The 14,714-nt window shown below is 72.8% G+C and carries 11 protein-coding genes; all 11 read right to left on the bottom strand.

What is annotated here, in order from left to right; genetic code table 11:
- Positions 1-12: 12 nt before the first annotated feature.
- The gene (gene ahcY / locus D7044_RS27625) at positions 13-1,509 is read right to left on the bottom strand and encodes an adenosylhomocysteinase (protein ID WP_120673245.1); all 1,497 of its coding nucleotides are present in this window, start codon (positions 1,507-1,509) and stop codon (positions 13-15) included.
- Positions 1,510-1,887: 378 nt separating this feature from the next.
- Positions 1,888-3,051, bottom strand: coding sequence for a mannose-6-phosphate isomerase, class I (manA, locus tag D7044_RS27630; RefSeq protein ID WP_120690631.1), 1,164 nt, complete (start codon positions 3,049-3,051; stop codon positions 1,888-1,890).
- A gap of 5 nt (positions 3,052-3,056) precedes the next feature.
- Positions 3,057-4,064, bottom strand: coding sequence for a cation diffusion facilitator family transporter (locus tag D7044_RS27635; RefSeq protein ID WP_120673247.1), 1,008 nt, complete (start codon positions 4,062-4,064; stop codon positions 3,057-3,059).
- A 148-nt stretch (positions 4,065-4,212) separates the two neighbouring features.
- Positions 4,213-5,409, bottom strand: coding sequence for an SIS domain-containing protein (locus D7044_RS27640; protein WP_120673248.1), 1,197 nt, complete (start codon positions 5,407-5,409; stop codon positions 4,213-4,215).
- Complete coding sequence (locus D7044_RS27645; protein WP_076471238.1) at positions 5,406-5,591, bottom strand: Trm112 family protein; 186 nt, start codon at positions 5,589-5,591, stop codon at positions 5,406-5,408. The genes D7044_RS27640 and D7044_RS27645 overlap by 4 nt, the downstream gene beginning before the upstream one ends.
- A gap of 60 nt (positions 5,592-5,651) precedes the next feature.
- Complete coding sequence (locus D7044_RS27650) at positions 5,652-7,037, bottom strand: phosphomannomutase/phosphoglucomutase (RefSeq protein ID WP_120690632.1); 1,386 nt, start codon at positions 7,035-7,037, stop codon at positions 5,652-5,654.
- A 69-nt stretch (positions 7,038-7,106) separates the two neighbouring features.
- Positions 7,107-8,147: a hypothetical protein gene (locus D7044_RS27655; protein WP_120690665.1), complete on the bottom strand. Its 1,041-nt coding sequence runs from the start codon at positions 8,145-8,147 to the stop codon at positions 7,107-7,109.
- A 211-nt stretch (positions 8,148-8,358) separates the two neighbouring features.
- Entirely contained in the window at positions 8,359-9,063 is a 705-nt protein-coding gene (gene nfi, locus D7044_RS27660) for a deoxyribonuclease V (RefSeq protein ID WP_120673250.1), read from the bottom strand.
- 156 nt (positions 9,064-9,219) lie between these two features.
- The gene (locus D7044_RS27665) at positions 9,220-9,810 is read right to left on the bottom strand and encodes a DinB family protein (RefSeq protein WP_199716790.1); all 591 of its coding nucleotides are present in this window, start codon (positions 9,808-9,810) and stop codon (positions 9,220-9,222) included.
- Positions 9,811-9,851: 41 nt separating this feature from the next.
- Positions 9,852-10,292, bottom strand: a complete 441-nt coding sequence (locus D7044_RS27670; protein WP_120690634.1) for a hypothetical protein — start codon at positions 10,290-10,292, stop codon at positions 9,852-9,854.
- Positions 10,289-14,710, bottom strand: a complete 4,422-nt coding sequence (locus D7044_RS27675; protein WP_120690635.1) for a toxin glutamine deamidase domain-containing protein — start codon at positions 14,708-14,710, stop codon at positions 10,289-10,291. Before D7044_RS27675 ends, D7044_RS27670 begins: the two co-directional genes overlap by 4 nt.
- Positions 14,711-14,714 lie beyond the last annotated feature (4 nt).

The raw sequence follows: 14,714 nt of genomic DNA on the forward strand, positions 1-14,714 counted from the left end.
GTTCCCGTCGGATCAGTAGCGGTAGTGCTCGGGCTTGAACGGACCCTCGACCGACACACCGAGGTAGTCGGCCTGCTCCTTGCTGAGCGTGGTCAGCTTCGCGCCGAGGGCGTCGAGGTGCAGCCGGGCGACCTTCTCGTCCAGGTGCTTGGGCAGGACGTAGACGCCGGTCGGGTACTCGTCGGTCTTCGTGAAGAGTTCGATCTGCGCGATCGTCTGGTTGGAGAACGAGTTCGACATGACGAAGCTCGGGTGGCCGGTCGCGTTGCCCAGGTTGAGCAGGCGCCCCTCGGAGAGCACGATGATCGCGTGGCCGTCGTCGAAGCGCCACAGGTCGACCTGCGGCTTGATGTTCTCGCGGGTGACGTCGGAGCGCTTGGCCAAGCCGGCCATGTCGATCTCGTTGTCGAAGTGGCCGATGTTGCCGACGATGGCCTGGTGCTTCATCCGGGCCATGTGCTCGTTGGTGATGACGTCGTAGCAGCCGGTGGCGGTGACGAAGATGTCGGCCTGCTCGACGACGTCGTCCAGGGTGGCGACCTGGTAGCCGTCCATCGCGGCCTGGAGCGCGCAGATCGGGTCGACCTCGGTCACCACGACCCGGGCGCCCTGGCCGCGCAGCGACTCGGCGCAGCCCTTGCCCACGTCGCCGTAGCCCATGACGACGGCCATCTTGCCGCCGATCAGCACGTCGGTGGCGCGGTTGATGCCGTCGATCAGGGAGTGCCGGCAGCCGTACTTGTTGTCGAACTTGCTCTTGGTCACCGCGTCGTTGACGTTGATGGCCGGGAAGAGCAGGGTGCCCGCGCGGTGCATCTCGTAGAGGCGGTGCACGCCGGTGGTGGTCTCCTCGGTGACGCCCTTGATGGTGGACGCGATCCGGGTCCAGCGCTGGCCGTCCTCGGCGAGCGTGCGGTGCAGCAGCCCGAGGATGACCGCGTACTCCTCGGAGTCGGCGGACTCGACAGGCGGTACGACGCCGGCCTTCTCGAACTCGACGCCCTTGTGCACGAGCAGGGTGGCGTCACCGCCGTCGTCGAGGATCATGTTCGGGCCCTGCCCGTCCGGCCAGGAGAGCACCTGCTCGGTGCACCACCAGTACTCCTCCAGCGTCTCGCCCTTCCAGGCGTAGACCGGTACGCCGGCCGGGGCGTCGGGGGTGCCGTTCGGGCCGACCACCATCGCCGCGGCGGCGTGGTCCTGGGTGGAGAAGATGTTGCACGAGGCCCAGCGGACCTGCGCGCCGAGCGCGACCAGGGTCTCGATCAGGACGGCCGTCTGGATGGTCATGTGCAGCGACCCGGTGATCCGGGCACCGGCCAGCGGCTGCGCCGCGGCGAACTCGCTGCGGATCGCCATCAGCCCGGGCATCTCGTGCTCGGCGAGCCGGATCTCCTTGCGCCCGAACTCGGCGAGCGACAGATCCGCCACCTTGTAGTCGCCGCCGGCGACGGTGTTCGGCCGGGCCGCGGACGGCGTTCCGCTGGCCGCCGGGAGGGTGCTGGTCATGGAAGCTCCTGTCGGACGATGTGCTGCGCGACCCTCCACCTTACGCGCGCCGGCATGTGGGCACCCCGGCCGCCCGCAGACGCGCGGGACGCGGACAGCGCACGGGGCGGTCGGCCGTGAACGGACTTTCCGTCCACCATCCGCCCGCCCCGTGCATCCCCCCGGTTTGGTTCCCCGCGCGTTCTCGGACCGTCGTCGCGATCACGCTGCGTACTCATAGAGTCACACTGCGCTAGGCCCGCGTCAAGCTATTTCGGGAAAGTCGGACTTGGAATTCCCGTCGCCGGGCCGCGAACCGTCGTCGAGGTTGCCGACCGGAACCTGTCGACCGCCCGGAGCAGCCCGGTGGACCCGCCCGACGGGTGCCCCGCCCTGAGGTCAGCTCACGCCACTCGACGCGACGTACGCCTGACCGGATCCGCTGATCCGCAGCGGCCCGCCGGCCGCGCTGCCGATGGCGGCCTGGCCGCTCTCCAGCTTCAGCACGCCCGTCCCGTCGTCCACGGTGAGCGGGCCGGTCACGCAGAGCACCACCCGGGGGCCGTCGACCGAGAGCTCCGCCTCCGGCACCTCGCCGCCCACGGTCACCCGCTGCAGCGCGAAGTCGTCCACCGGCACCCGCCAGCAGTCCACCCCGGCACCGGCCGGCCGCGCGGCGACCACCGGATCGTCGAGCACCTCGAAGCGGAGCACCCGCAGCAGCTCGTCGACGTCCACCCGCTTCGGAGTGAGCCCGCCGCGCAACACGTTGTCACTGGCCGCCATGATCTCCACGCCGGTGCCGCGCAGGTAGGCGTGCAGGTTGCCGGCCGGCATCCAGATCGCCTCGCCGGGCACCAGCCGGACGTGGTTGAGCAGCAACGCCACCAGCACGCCCGGGTCGGCCGGGTACTCCGCCGCCAGCGACCGGGCCAGATCGGCGTCCGGGCCCTCGGCCGGCGAAGCCACCACCGCGGACACCAGCCCCGCCCGCTCCTCCTGCGGCCAGGTGAGCAGCGTACGGACCGCCGTGCGAAGCCCCGCCAGGCCGGTACGCAGCGCCGTCACCACCGGCTCCAGCGCCGGTACGTCGAACGCGGCGAGCGCCCGCGCGGACTCCGCCGGGTCACGGAACCCGCAGAGCGCCTCGAACGGCGAGAGCGCGACCAGCAGCTCCGGCTTGTGGTACGGGTCGACGTAGTTGCGCTCCCCCACCGGACGTGAGATGTCGGCGGCGTGGCCGGCCCGTGCCTGCTTCGCGTCCGGGTGCGCCTGGAGGCTCAACGCGCCGTCGGCGGCCAGCACCTTCAGCAGGAACGGCAGCCGGGTGCCGAACCGGTCGACGCCTTTGCGCCCGAGCCAGTGCTCGGGCTCCGCCGCCAGTACGTCGAGCAGGCTGACCCGCTCGCCGTCCCGCTCGACGGCGGCCGGAGCGCCCGGGTGGGCGCCGAGCCACAGTTCGGCCTCCGGGCCCTCGGTCGGCACCGGGCGCCCCTGCAGGGCGGCGATGGCCGAACGCGATCCCCAGGCGTAGTCCCGAACAGGGCCGTACAACAGTTCCACGTGTTTCAGCTCCCCGGCCGTTCGGCCGTCTCGTCCGCCGCATCCTGTGTCGGCGGTGCCGCGGTGGGCGCGGCGGACCCGGTGCCCGCCCGCTCGGCCGCGGCACTGTAGATGTCCGGCTCGAGGTAGATGACCCGGGCGATCGGCACGGCCGCGCGGATCCGCGCCTCGACGGCGTTGATCCCGCGCGCCACCTCCTCAGCGGTGTCGCAGGCCATGACGGCGACCTTCGCGGCCACCATCAGCTCCTCCGGGCCGAGGTAGAGCGTCTTCATGTGGATGATCCGCTCGACCTCGGGACCCTCGGTCACGGCCCGCTCGATGGCGGCAAGGTCGTGCGACTCGGCACCCTCACCGAGCAGCAGGCTCTTCGTCTCGATGGCGAGGACGACGGCGATGGTGACCAGCAGGATGCCGATCATCGCGGTGCCCAGCGCGTCCCAGCGGCCGTTCTCGGTCACCAGGGTCATGCTCACGCCGAAGAGCGCGAAGAGCAGACCGATCAGCGCGCCGAAGTCCTCCAGCAGCACCACAGGCAGCTCCGGCGCCTTGGCGCGGCGGATGAACTTGACCCAGGACTGGTTGCCCCGGAGCTGGTTGGACTCCTTGATGGCCGTGCGGAAGGAGAACGACTCCAACGTGATCGCGATGAGCAGCACGCCGATCGGCACCCAGTGGTACTTGGTGATCGCCTCCGGGTGCTCGTACTTGTGGTAGGCCTCGTAGAGCGCGAAGAGACCACCGACGCTGAACAGCACGATGGAGACGATGAACGCGTAGATGTAGCGCTCCCGGCCGTAGCCGAACGGGTGCTGCGGGGTGGCTTCCCGCTTGGCCCGCTTCCCGCCGAGCAGCAGCAGCCCCTGGTTGCCCGAGTCGGCCACCGAGTGGATCGACTCGGCCAGCATCGACGACGATCCGGTCAGCGCGAACGCGATGAACTTCGTGATGGCGATACCGACATTGGCCAGCAGGGCGGCGATGATCGCCTTCGTCCCGCCTTCGGCGCTCACGCCGCCGCTCCGCTCCGCCGGGCGACACCGTGAGCCGCGACCGCACCGAGCCGGATGCTCCGCTCACCGCGTACGCTCACGCCACCGCTCGGCTCCGCCGCGCGAGGCCGCCGGCCACGGGAGTCCCGCGCCGACCACCAACGTCCGATCACTGGTTCGACAGCTCCTTCATCTCGGTGATGGCCGGTACCGCCATCGGGTCCAGCCCGTGGGCCAGCGCCAGGTAGATCGAGGCGAAATCCGGGACCGCGGTGAGCGAGGCGAGCCGCTCCAACGCGGAGCCCCCCTCGGCCGTCACCACGTCACAGCGAACGCCTCGGCGCTCCGCGAGGGTCTGCACCGCCTCGGCGCGTCGCTCCTCCACGGCGAGCGGTTCGTCGGTGTCGTCCTCCGCGTTCAGCCCGCCGTCGCGCAGCAGCACCAGCCGCAGCCGGGTGCCGTCGTCGCTCTCCTCGTCCGGGTCGGCGAAGATGTCCCGCTCGCCCTCCGCGAGGCCGCCGAAGACTCCGTCGAGCAGGCCCACCCGGCCCCGCCCGGCCTCGCCCAGCGCCCCGGTCACCACCGGGTACCGGGCGTTTGCCGAGAGGGTGTCGCCGAACCGGCGCGCCGCGACGGTGGCCAGCGGCGACGAGCCCCAGACGATCGGGATCGACCCGGCGAGCCCCAGCGCCAGCGACTTGGCCGGGTTGACGAAGGATTCGGCGGTGGGCCGGCAACGGTCGGCGTCCGCGTCGAGCCGGGCCGCGGTCTCGGCCAGGTCCGCCTCGTTGACCTTGACCAGCCCGAGCGTACGCGCGGCGAGCAGCACCGGAACGGTGAGCGCCCAGAGGCTGGCCCGGGCCGGGGCACGCCGGGGTACCGGAATGAACGGCGCGCGCGCCCGCTCGGCGACCGACTGGAGCTGCGAGTCGGGCGCACCGACCGCGACCAGCCGGGCGCCACGCCGGTGCGCCGCCTCGGCAGCGCCCAACGCCTCCGGGCTACGGCCGGAGGCGCTCACGGCGATGACCACGTCGGCCGCGCCCACCCAGCCCGGCACGCCCGCGCTGCGGTGCGCGATCACCGGCACCGGGCAGCGCGGTCCGGCGACCGTGGCGAGCACGTCGCCGGTGCGGCCGGCGGTGCCGATGCCCGCGATGACCACCGCGCGCGGCCGCCCCTCGTCGGCGAGCACGGAGAGGTTCGCCTCGGCGGCGAGCGCGGCCGACTCACGGACCTGCGCACCCGCCGCGGCTGTGTGCCGCAGCATGCCGCCCGGGTCGCGCTCGGAGAGCGCGTCGGCGTCGTCGAGCAGCGCCTCGTCGGCTTCCCGGTGACCACTGACTCCGGCGGTACCGTCGATCACGACTGCTGCCCCGGTCCGCCGCGCGCCTCGTCGAGCAGGAGCACCGGCACGTCGTCGCGGACCTCGAAGATCCGGCCGCACTCGGTGCAGGTCAGCGTCTGCGCCTGCGCGTCGTAGTTCAGCGGTGCGTGGTGCGTGTCCGGGCAGGCGAGTATCTCGAGCAACTGCGGATCCAGGGCCACGGCGCGGCTCCTTCCACGTGTGCGGCGTGACCGTCGGCGGTGCCGACGGCGCAGGCGATCTTATCGGCGAACCCGGTCGAGCACCTCGTCGCGGAGGGAGATCATCCGATCCCGGCTCGGTGCCTCGACGTTCAGCCGCAGCAGCGGCTCGGTGTTGGACGCGCGCAGGTTGAACCACGCGCCGTCGGGGAAGCGCAGGGTCAAGCCGTCCAGGTCGTCGGCGACGGCGTCCGGGTACGCGCCGCGTACGTCGGCCATCGCCGCGGCCTGGTCCGCCACGGTGGAGTTGATCTCACCGCTGGCGACGTACCGCTCGTACTCGCCGGCCAGCACCGAGAGCGGCAGCGACTGCTCGCCGAGCGCGGCCAGGGTGTGCATGGCGGCGAGCATCCCGGTGTCGGCGAACCAGAAGTCCCGGAAGTAGTAGTGCGCGGAGTGCTCACCGCCGAAGACGGCGTTGGTGCGGGCCATCTCCGCCTTGATGAAGGAGTGACCGACCCGCGCCACCACCGGCTCCCCGCCGTGCTCGCGGATGATCTCCGGCACCGCACGGGAGGTGATCAAACCGTGGATCACGGTGGCGCCCGGGTACTTGCCGAGCTCCCGCGCCGCGACCAGCGCGGTGATCGCGGACGGCGAGACCGGCTCGCCCCGCTCGTCCACCACGAAGCACCGGTCGGCGTCACCGTCGAAGGCGAGCCCGATGTCCGCTCCGTGCTTCACCACCGCGCGCTGGAGGTCCACCAGGTTGGCCGGGTCCAGCGGGTTGGCCTCGTGGTTGGGGAAGCTGCCGTCGAGCTCGAAGTAGAGCGGCACGATCTCCAACGGCAGCCCCGGCAGCACGGCGGCACCGAGCACGCTCGGCACGGTGTGACCGGCCATGCCGTTGCCCGCGTCGACCACCACCTTCAGCGGCCGGATCTCCGACAGGTCGACGAGCTTGCGTAGGTACGCCCCGTACCCCGGCAGCATGTCCCGCCGCTCCACGGCACGCGTCGGCTCCCCGGCCGGCCGGGGCTCCTCCTTGTCCAGCAGCGCCTGCGCCCGGTCGCGGATCTCGGCGAGCCCGCTGTCCTGTCCGATCGGGCGGGCACCGGCGCGGCACATCTTGATCCCGTTGTACCGCGCCGGGTTGTGGCTGGCGGTGAACATCGCCCCGGGCAGGTCCAGCGAGCCGGCGGCGAAGTAGAGCATGTCGGTAGACGCGAGGCCGATCTCGATGACCGAGCGCCCCTCCGCGCGTACCCCGGCGGCGAACGCGGCGGCCAGGCCGGGCGAGGTGGCGCGCATGTCGTATCCGATCACGACGGCGTCGCCCGGCTCGTCGGTGGCGTTCAGCAGCTGGACGAACGCGGCGCCGAGAGCCTCGGCGGCCCGTTCGTCCCACTGGTCAGGCACCGTCCCGCGGACGTCGTACGCCTTCACGATCTGGGACAGATCAGACACCAGTTCACTCCTCGGCCTCAGGTCGTCACGCAACCCTGAGCGTATCGGAGGGCACCGGTCGAGCCTTGGTCAGTCGGGCAGCCTGGGCATGAGGACGGTGTGTTCGCCACCCGGCGCGGGCATCGACGGCGCGCTCTGAGGGTCGTTGCCGGCCCGCTGCCCGGGAACCGGTTGGGTCCGGTCCGGCTCGGCGGCCGGGCGGGCGCCGTAGACGGCGCCGCCCGAGGGCCGCTGCGCGGGCGCGCCGTAGACGGCGCCACCGGCGGGCGACTGCCCGTACACCTGGCCGGGACGTGCCGGCGCGCCGCCCCCGGCGCGGTAGGTGGTGCCACCCGGGTAGCCCGCCGCCATGACCGGCTCGTCGACGGACGACTTGTCCTGCCGGGACCGGCGAACCAGCAACCCGATCAGCAGCGCCCCGAGGGCGACCAGGCCCAGACCGATGAACATGATCGGGGACATACCGGAGGACTCCTTGGACTTGTCGGTCGTGCTCGGTCCGGTCGGCGCCGCCAGCGCCGCCGGAGTCGAACCAGCTTCTGTGGTGGCCTCGGTGGCCACCGGCGTCGGACTCGGCGACGGCTTCTTCGACGGAGTGGGTGACGCCGTCACCCGCGAACCCTCCACCCGCGCCGAATCCGAGTCCCGGCCCAGCGTCCGGCCGGTGGCGTTGGTGGCCTCGCCGGTCACGCTGAGCCGCCCGCCCGGTGCTCCGGCCACGAAGGCGACCCGGTAACGAACCGTGATGCCCTTGCCCCGGCAGAGCGTCGGCTTCGCCGGTGCGGTCGGCGTCGTGCTCACCGCGCCGCCACCGCCGTTGACAGGCACCGGAAACCAGCGCCCACCGTAGTTGACCTGGACCTTCACCTGGTCCGCCGCAAGGCCGTCCAGCCGCAGCCCGAGCGTCGTACGCAGCAGCACGCAACCGTCGCTGCGCTTGCGCACCTCGACGTTCACACCCTGGGCCGAGCCGCCGGCCCGGAAGCTGCTGGCCGCCCCCACCCGCACCGAGTCGTCATCGGCCAACGCCGGCGACCCGCCGAGCAGCACCAGGCCACCGAGCACCGCGCCGACCGTCGCGAACCGCGCCACGTGCCGCCGTACTGCCATGATCACCTCGCCGTTCGCTCCGGGTAAGGGCCCGCGTCAGGCTACTACCGCCCCACCTGGCGCACTGGTCATAGAGCGGCCCAGATGTGCGCCGCATTACCTTCGCCAGCGCCTCCGCCCCTGGTCACGCCGCCGACCGGAAGCCATCCGAACGGCGGCGACACGCGACGTCCAGCGCGTGGCACGGTGGCTTGTGCCGTGTGGAGGCGGGTCAGCCTGTCGCGGGTGGTGCCGTGGCTTGCGCCGCGATGAGGGTGTCCCGGCAGAGCCGGTCGGCGGTCCGGGTGGTCTCGGGCAGCCGGTAACGCGGGGTCAACGCGAGCACCTGGGCGGCGGCGTTCTCCAGGCTCATCCGGTGGCCGACGCTGACGAAGACCGGCTTCACCCCGGCACGCGTCCGCAGCACCCGACCCACCACCTCACCCCCGTCCCGCAGCGCCGACCACGCGCCCCGCTCGACGGCCGGCGGCACCCAGTCACCGACCAGCGGCGTCTTGCCGACCCCGATCGCCGGCAGGCCGGTCACCACCCCGAGGTGACAGGCGAGCCCGAACCGGCGCGGGTGGGCGAACCCGTGCCCGTCACAGACCAGCAGCTCCGGCCGGGTGTTCAACCGGTCCAGCGCGGCGAGCAGCGCGGGCAGCTCCCGGAACGCGAACAGGCCCGGGACGTACCCGAACGCGGGCCGGCCGACGCTCACGGCCTGGTCGAGCACCGCGAGCGTACGGGTGTCGAGCACCGTCACCGCAGCCGCCAGCAGGTCACCGCTCTCGGCGTACGCGACGTCGAGCCCGGCCACCGTCGCGGGCTCGGCCGGACCGGGCCCCACGAGGTCCACCCGCGACCGCAACTCCTCCTGGACGGCCACCGCCTCGGCCACACTGGCCGGTGTGGCCGCCGCTCCCGGCACGCTCATCGCCCTCCCCCGTGGCGCCCGCGCCGCACACCCCCGGCCGCCCTTGATCGACACGACTTCCAGGAAGTCGGGCGATCATCCCGCCCTCGACAGCCCGACTTCAATGATCTCGAGTGGATCACTCTCCACCTGGGCCGCAGCTCGGACCGGCCGCACCTACTGCCCGATTCGACCGTCGATCAGCTCGCGGAGCAGGTCGGCGTGCCCGTTGTGCCGCGCGTACTCCTCGATCATGTGCACCAGCAGCTCACGCAGGGAGATGGTCTCGCCGTCGCGCATGCGGCCCAGGACAGAGAGGTCGGGCGAGCGCTCCACCAGCCGCTCGGCGAACTCCACCTCGGCACGCCAGTCCCGCCACGCCTCCTCGACCACATCGGGCTCCGCTATCGCCCCGTTGAAGTCGGCGTCCCGGTCGTTCTCCGTGCGGTAGACGGGCGGCACGTCCTCGCCGGCCATCACCCGGCGGAACCAGCCCCGCTCCACCTCGGCCATGTGCCGGACCAGGCCGAGCAGCGACAGCGTCGACGGCGGCACGGCCCGGCGGGCCAACTGCTCGGCGTCGAGATCCGCGCACTTCAGCTCCAGAGTGAGCCGCTGATCGCGCAGGTACTGGACGAGGACCGTCCGCTCATCGTCGAAGCCGCCCTCGGAACGGGGGTCCGCGTCGGGGTGGACGAACATGTTCGACCAGGCGAAGCCCTGAGCGGGGAGATCCTCAGGCTTGCCGGTGGCGGGCGAGTCAGACATACCGCGACACTCTTGCACCGCCACCGCCCTTCGCAAGCGGTTTAGGGCTGCTGGGCCAGGGACGGGTCGGCCCCCGGATCACCCGCCCGCTGCAACTCCTCCTCGAACATGACGAACGTCCTGCGGCGTACCCCCTCGATCAGGGCGATCTCGGTGGCAGTCGGGTAGCGGCGTTCCCGGGCCTGGGCGTCGGTGATGGCCCTGACGGTCTCGTACAGAGCGAAGATCGGGCCTTCGCCCCGGAGGTAGTACCCGCGCTCACGCTCCGTCTGCTGCACGAACTCCTCGCGCGTCAACTCCTCGATGTCGTCACCACCGACGAATAACAGCGCGCGGATGAACTCGTTCGCCGGAGTCCAACCGCCGGTCTCCTTCGAGACGCGCCACGCCGCCACGCCACCGTCCGCCGTCTCCACAAGCTTGATCGGCGACTCGTAACGGCTGAAGAATGCCGGGAGCACCAAACCTTCGGGCCGGTTCATCCCTCCGACACCTCGCCTCCGTCGTAACCCAACGCATGCCAGTACGCATTCTGTCCGCGCCGGAGCAGCCCGTTCCGCACCGCCCGTTCAGTCGGTGTCAACGGCCGGTCCGCCACCTCAGCAAGCGCCTCCAGGTCCCGCCTGACCTCGTAGAGCGCATGCTCCCATTCCGCCACCCCTTCCAGCGCGACGAGTTGAAGGCGTAGCTCGGCGACGTGCCCGTTCGACGTACGTAGCCTCAGCAGCACATCCCGGTAGCCGCTCAATTGCGGGCGAACGAAACGGTCCTTGATATCGAGCAACACCACGTCAGGATCTCGGGTCAGCTCGTCCAACGCGTCGTACAGGTCATCCAGCCCGTGAAACTCCACCTTCGCGGCGGCGAGATCCGTCAGACGCGACGCGTCATTGTCGTATTCGACGAGCTTGTCCAGGAGGCGTCCGCGCTCCTTCGGCCCACGGCGCCAGCCGGGCAGCCCCCGATCGCCCGCCAGTCGTACGACCAGGTTGTTCAGCTCCGGTTGAGCTGCCGCCGCTTCGGCGTAGAGCCGTCGCAGGTAGTCGGAGAGGAACTGGCCGTCGTGGCACCGCTCCACGTCGAAGCCGCTCTGGATGCTCGCCTGCCGCCGGGCGCGCACCCGCTGGCTCACCTCCCGGTTGCGGGGAGTGAGCATGGTCGGCCGGGGCGCCGCCGGTGTTCCCTCCGCCGTAACCGCTTCGGCGCCCCGCTCCGAGATTTCGGCGATCACGTCGCCGAGGACGTCGATCGCCTGCTGATGACTCGCCAGGTGATGCAACGTCAGCGGACGGGCGGTCAACGAGTCGAAGAGCTCCGGCGTCGCCAGGATCAGGCGCACCAGGTCGGGCCGCTCGGCCAGCTGCCGAATCAGAGTCGCGGCGAGCAGCGGCTCGTCCGGCGGCGGTTCCCGCCAGGCCCCGTCCAGCATCGCGCGCGCCCGTGGGTCCGCGAAGAAGGTGGCCACGTCCCGGGCGGCAGCGTCGTCCAACTGCGGTACGAGCCGACGCAGCGTCGGCCCGTCCAGCGCCTCGGCCAGTTCGGGCGGCGGCACTCCGGCCCGGAGGGCGCCGGTGAGGTCCACCGCGTCGGCGAGCACCCGCTCCACCGGCGAATGCTCCGCAGTGGTCGACCCAGGCCCGGCGGCGAGGAGATGCAGCCGGTTGAGGTACGGGTGGCCGTACCCCTCGTCGCGCTCGGCGGGCGGATATTCGGGCAGGTCTGGAAGGGCGCTGTGCCATCCCCGTCGCAGCCCGGCCATCGGCATCGGCCGGGCGTCGGGGCCGAGCACCAGAACCTCGAGGTCGACCGAGTTGTACCGGTTCGCCGTCCCGGTGTGCCGGTAGAGCGGTCGGGTGGCGATTCGGCCGGTCTGCGGATCGAGGTAGAGCACGGTGCCGTTCTGGTTGAGCGCCACGGAGATGTGGGCACCCCCGCCCTCCCACGTGTTGATCACGAACGCGTAGCTGCCGTGCCCACCGAGCAGCAACTGGTCGTGCAGGTTGTGGTACCCGCGATCGATGGCGTGCCGCCGCTGCGCCGGCGTGACGTCGTGCCTCGGCTCGCAGAGTCGTTGGAACCGCCCACCGGTGATCTGCTCGATCCGCTGCGGCCCGTGCAGCTCGCCGTCGAGCGGCCGGTTGACGTCGCCTGCCGCGTACGCGTCGAAGGTGCGCGGCGCCGACACCCGGGGGCGGGCGTGCGCCCACGTGTCGAAGAGCGAGAGCGTGCAGTCGACGCAGTTGATGCCCCGGGTGGGGTCGGCCGCCGGCCCACCGTCGTTCAGCAGCCGGAACCAGTCGCCCTGGCGCGGATCCGGGGTACGTGCGACCCGCCCGTCGGCTTCCCGGGGGACCCGACGCTCGACGTCGGTCTGGTGCAGGGCCAGCGGCGGACGCAACCCGCCCGGCCGGCCGTAGCGGCGTGACCTGTCGATCGGTGGGGGGTGGTCGTCGCCGGTCAGCGCCGAGCGATCCGCCGTCTCGACCCCGCCGGCGGCGAGCTCGCCGACGTCGTCGTTGACGCGCCGGAAGGTCTCCTCGTCGAGGCCGACCCTCGGCGACGCGACCGTCCCGGCCAGGATCTCCTCGGCGAGGTCTCGCTGCTGGTGGTACCACCTTTCCCGGTCGCGGACCTCGGCGCGGTACCGCCCGGCGGCGGCGTGCCGCCCGGCGCGGGCCAGATCGTGGCCCTCGCTGCGCAGCCAGCGGATCTCGTCGTCCGTCCGGTCGGCGTCTCGGCGCAGCTGCGCGACCCGGTCACGGCGCCGGTTCTCCTCGTGGGTGCGCCGCTGGTACTCGAAGTGGCCCCGGTACCGGCGCCGCTCGAAGGCGTCCCGGTCGGCCGCCCAGACCGCGGCGTACCACTCGGGCGTTCTCGGCCGCGGCCCATCGGCGCCCACCAGCCCCGGCGAACCGTCGGACGGCGGCCGGGGCGGCACCGGCTGAGCCGGTGGCGCATCCGACCCGCCCGCCGTCGGCCGGTCCGGACCTCCGCCGTTCGGCGGCCCGGTGGAGTTGGGTCTCGGCGGGACGGCGGGCTCGGGGGTGCGCGGATCCGGCGTCGGCGGCGGAGTGCCGGATGCCGGGGCGGCGGGTGTCGCGGGCTCGGGCGGCGTCGGTGCTACGGGGCCGGGTGTCGGGGTCCGGGTCGGCCAGACGGTCGGAGCCGCCGCCGTGGTGGCTGCGAGCGAGCCGGCCGAGGGGGGCGTCGGCTGCGTCGCCGCGGTCGGAGCGGTCGGGCTCGGGCCGGTCGGCACCGGGTCGACAACCGGCGAGCTCGGGGGTGGTGCCCCGGTGATCGGCGGGGCGGGGGCCGCGAGCGCACTCAGCGTCGGGGTGTCGGCGATCGCCGCCGAAGTCGTCACGGTGGGGGCCGGCAGAACGGAATCCATCGGCCCGGGCGACACCGGCACGGTCACGGGTGAAGCCGGCCCGGACGACACCGGCACCGTCTCGAACGAAGCCGACGCGGACGACACCGGTAACGCCTCGGACGAAGCCAGACCGGGCGACACCGGCACCGTCTCGAACGAAGCCGACGCGGACGACACCGGTAACGCCTCGGACGAAGCCAGACCGGGCGACACCGGCACCGTCTCGAACGAAGCCGGCCCGGGCGACACCGGCGCGGGCGCGGACGGACCGGGCGCGGCGGGAGGGGGTACCTCGATCGGCGCACTGGACGAGGGCAGCACGCCGGGCGAGGGCAACACGCCGGGCGCGGACGTTCCGTCGGACGGCGGGCGCGGTGCGGGCACTGGCGACTCGGGCCCACCCGGCAACTCGGCCACGCCTGGGCCGAGCGCCACGCCCAGACTCGGCGGCACGCCCAGACCAGCCGACACACCCAGACCCGGCGGCACGCCCAGCTCCGTCGAGGCCAGCGCGGCGAGCCGGCCGTCGAGCCGGGCGCGGAGCGCAGCGTCCGCCTGCGCGGTGGCCGAGCCCGTGCCGCCGGAGACCGCGGCCCGCGCGGCGTCCTCCACGGAGGTCAAACCCGCCCCGGTGGCCAGGCTCGCGGCGTTCTCCGCGATCACCTCACCGGCCATCTCCCGGGTCAGGTGCTCGCCGACACGGGCCATCGGCCCGGTCGCGTGCCGGCCCAGCCCGGCCAGCGGTGCGGCCGCGCCCCCGGCCAGGCCGCCGAGCGCCGAGGTGCCGGCGTCGGCGAGGTCCAGCCCGTCGCGCCGGCCCGTGGAGTTCTGGTACGCCTGCGTGGCGAGGCTGATCCCCGCCTCCTCGCCCGCCTCGGTGAGCCCGCCGAGCGCCGAGCGCCGGGCCAGGCCCCGCACGCCGCCCTCGGCGACCTGCCGGGCGGCCCGCTCGCCGGCCTCCTTCAGGCCGTGGCGCAGCGACTTACGGGCGAGCTGCCCGATCAGGCGCTTGAAGATCTGCTGCACGATCACCCGGCTGGCGGCGACCGCGGCGCCCGCCGCGGGCGAGGCGGCGCCGGCGGTGAGCGCGGCCGCGACCGCCAGCGACAGCAGCTCGACGACCAGGATGCCGAGCTCGATCCAGACCTCGAGCTTCGCGGCCTCGATGTCGCACCCGCACTCCTCGACCAGCCGGCCCAGGTCGGTGGAGACGGCGAGCAGCACGGGCAGCGGAGCGTCGTCGCCTTCGGCCAACCGCCGCCAGGCCGCCTCGAACGCCTCGGGGACCGCGCCGACCGCGCCGTAGCCGCCTCGTACCTCGGCGGCGGCCTCGGCCGCGTCGGCGCGCGGGGCGGCGAGCACGGCGGCCACCGCGTACCACTGGTCGGCGAGGTCCCAGACGGCGCGTTCGTTCCCCTCCGGCCATTCGACCCCGAGCACCCAGTCGAGGGCCTCGTAGATCCAACCGGGCAGGTCCCACGGCGAGTAGTCGAGCGGGTGCGGTACCGGGCTCGGCAGCAGGCTCATCGGG

It is taken from the genome of Micromonospora musae (assembly GCF_003626635.1).
Taxonomy (GTDB): Bacteria; Actinomycetota; Actinomycetes; order Mycobacteriales; family Micromonosporaceae; genus Micromonospora; species Micromonospora musae.

Excerpts from the sequence above, each read along its gene's own strand:
- D7044_RS27665 (WP_199716790.1), bottom strand. The coding sequence starts at position 9,810 with ATGTCTGACTCGCCCGCCACCGGCAAGCCTGAGGATCTCCCCGCTCAG.
- D7044_RS27670 (WP_120690634.1), bottom strand. The coding sequence starts at position 10,292 with ATGAACCGGCCCGAAGGTTTGGTGCTCCCGGCATTCTTCAGCCGTTAC.
- D7044_RS27655 (WP_120690665.1), bottom strand. The coding sequence starts at position 8,147 with ATGGCAGTACGGCGGCACGTGGCGCGGTTCGCGACGGTCGGCGCGGTG.
- D7044_RS27675 (WP_120690635.1), bottom strand. The coding sequence starts at position 14,710 with ATGAGCCTGCTGCCGAGCCCGGTACCGCACCCGCTCGACTACTCGCCG.
- ahcY (WP_120673245.1), bottom strand. The coding sequence starts at position 1,509 with ATGACCAGCACCCTCCCGGCGGCCAGCGGAACGCCGTCCGCGGCCCGG.
- nfi (WP_120673250.1), bottom strand. The coding sequence starts at position 9,063 with ATGAGCGTGCCGGGAGCGGCGGCCACACCGGCCAGTGTGGCCGAGGCG.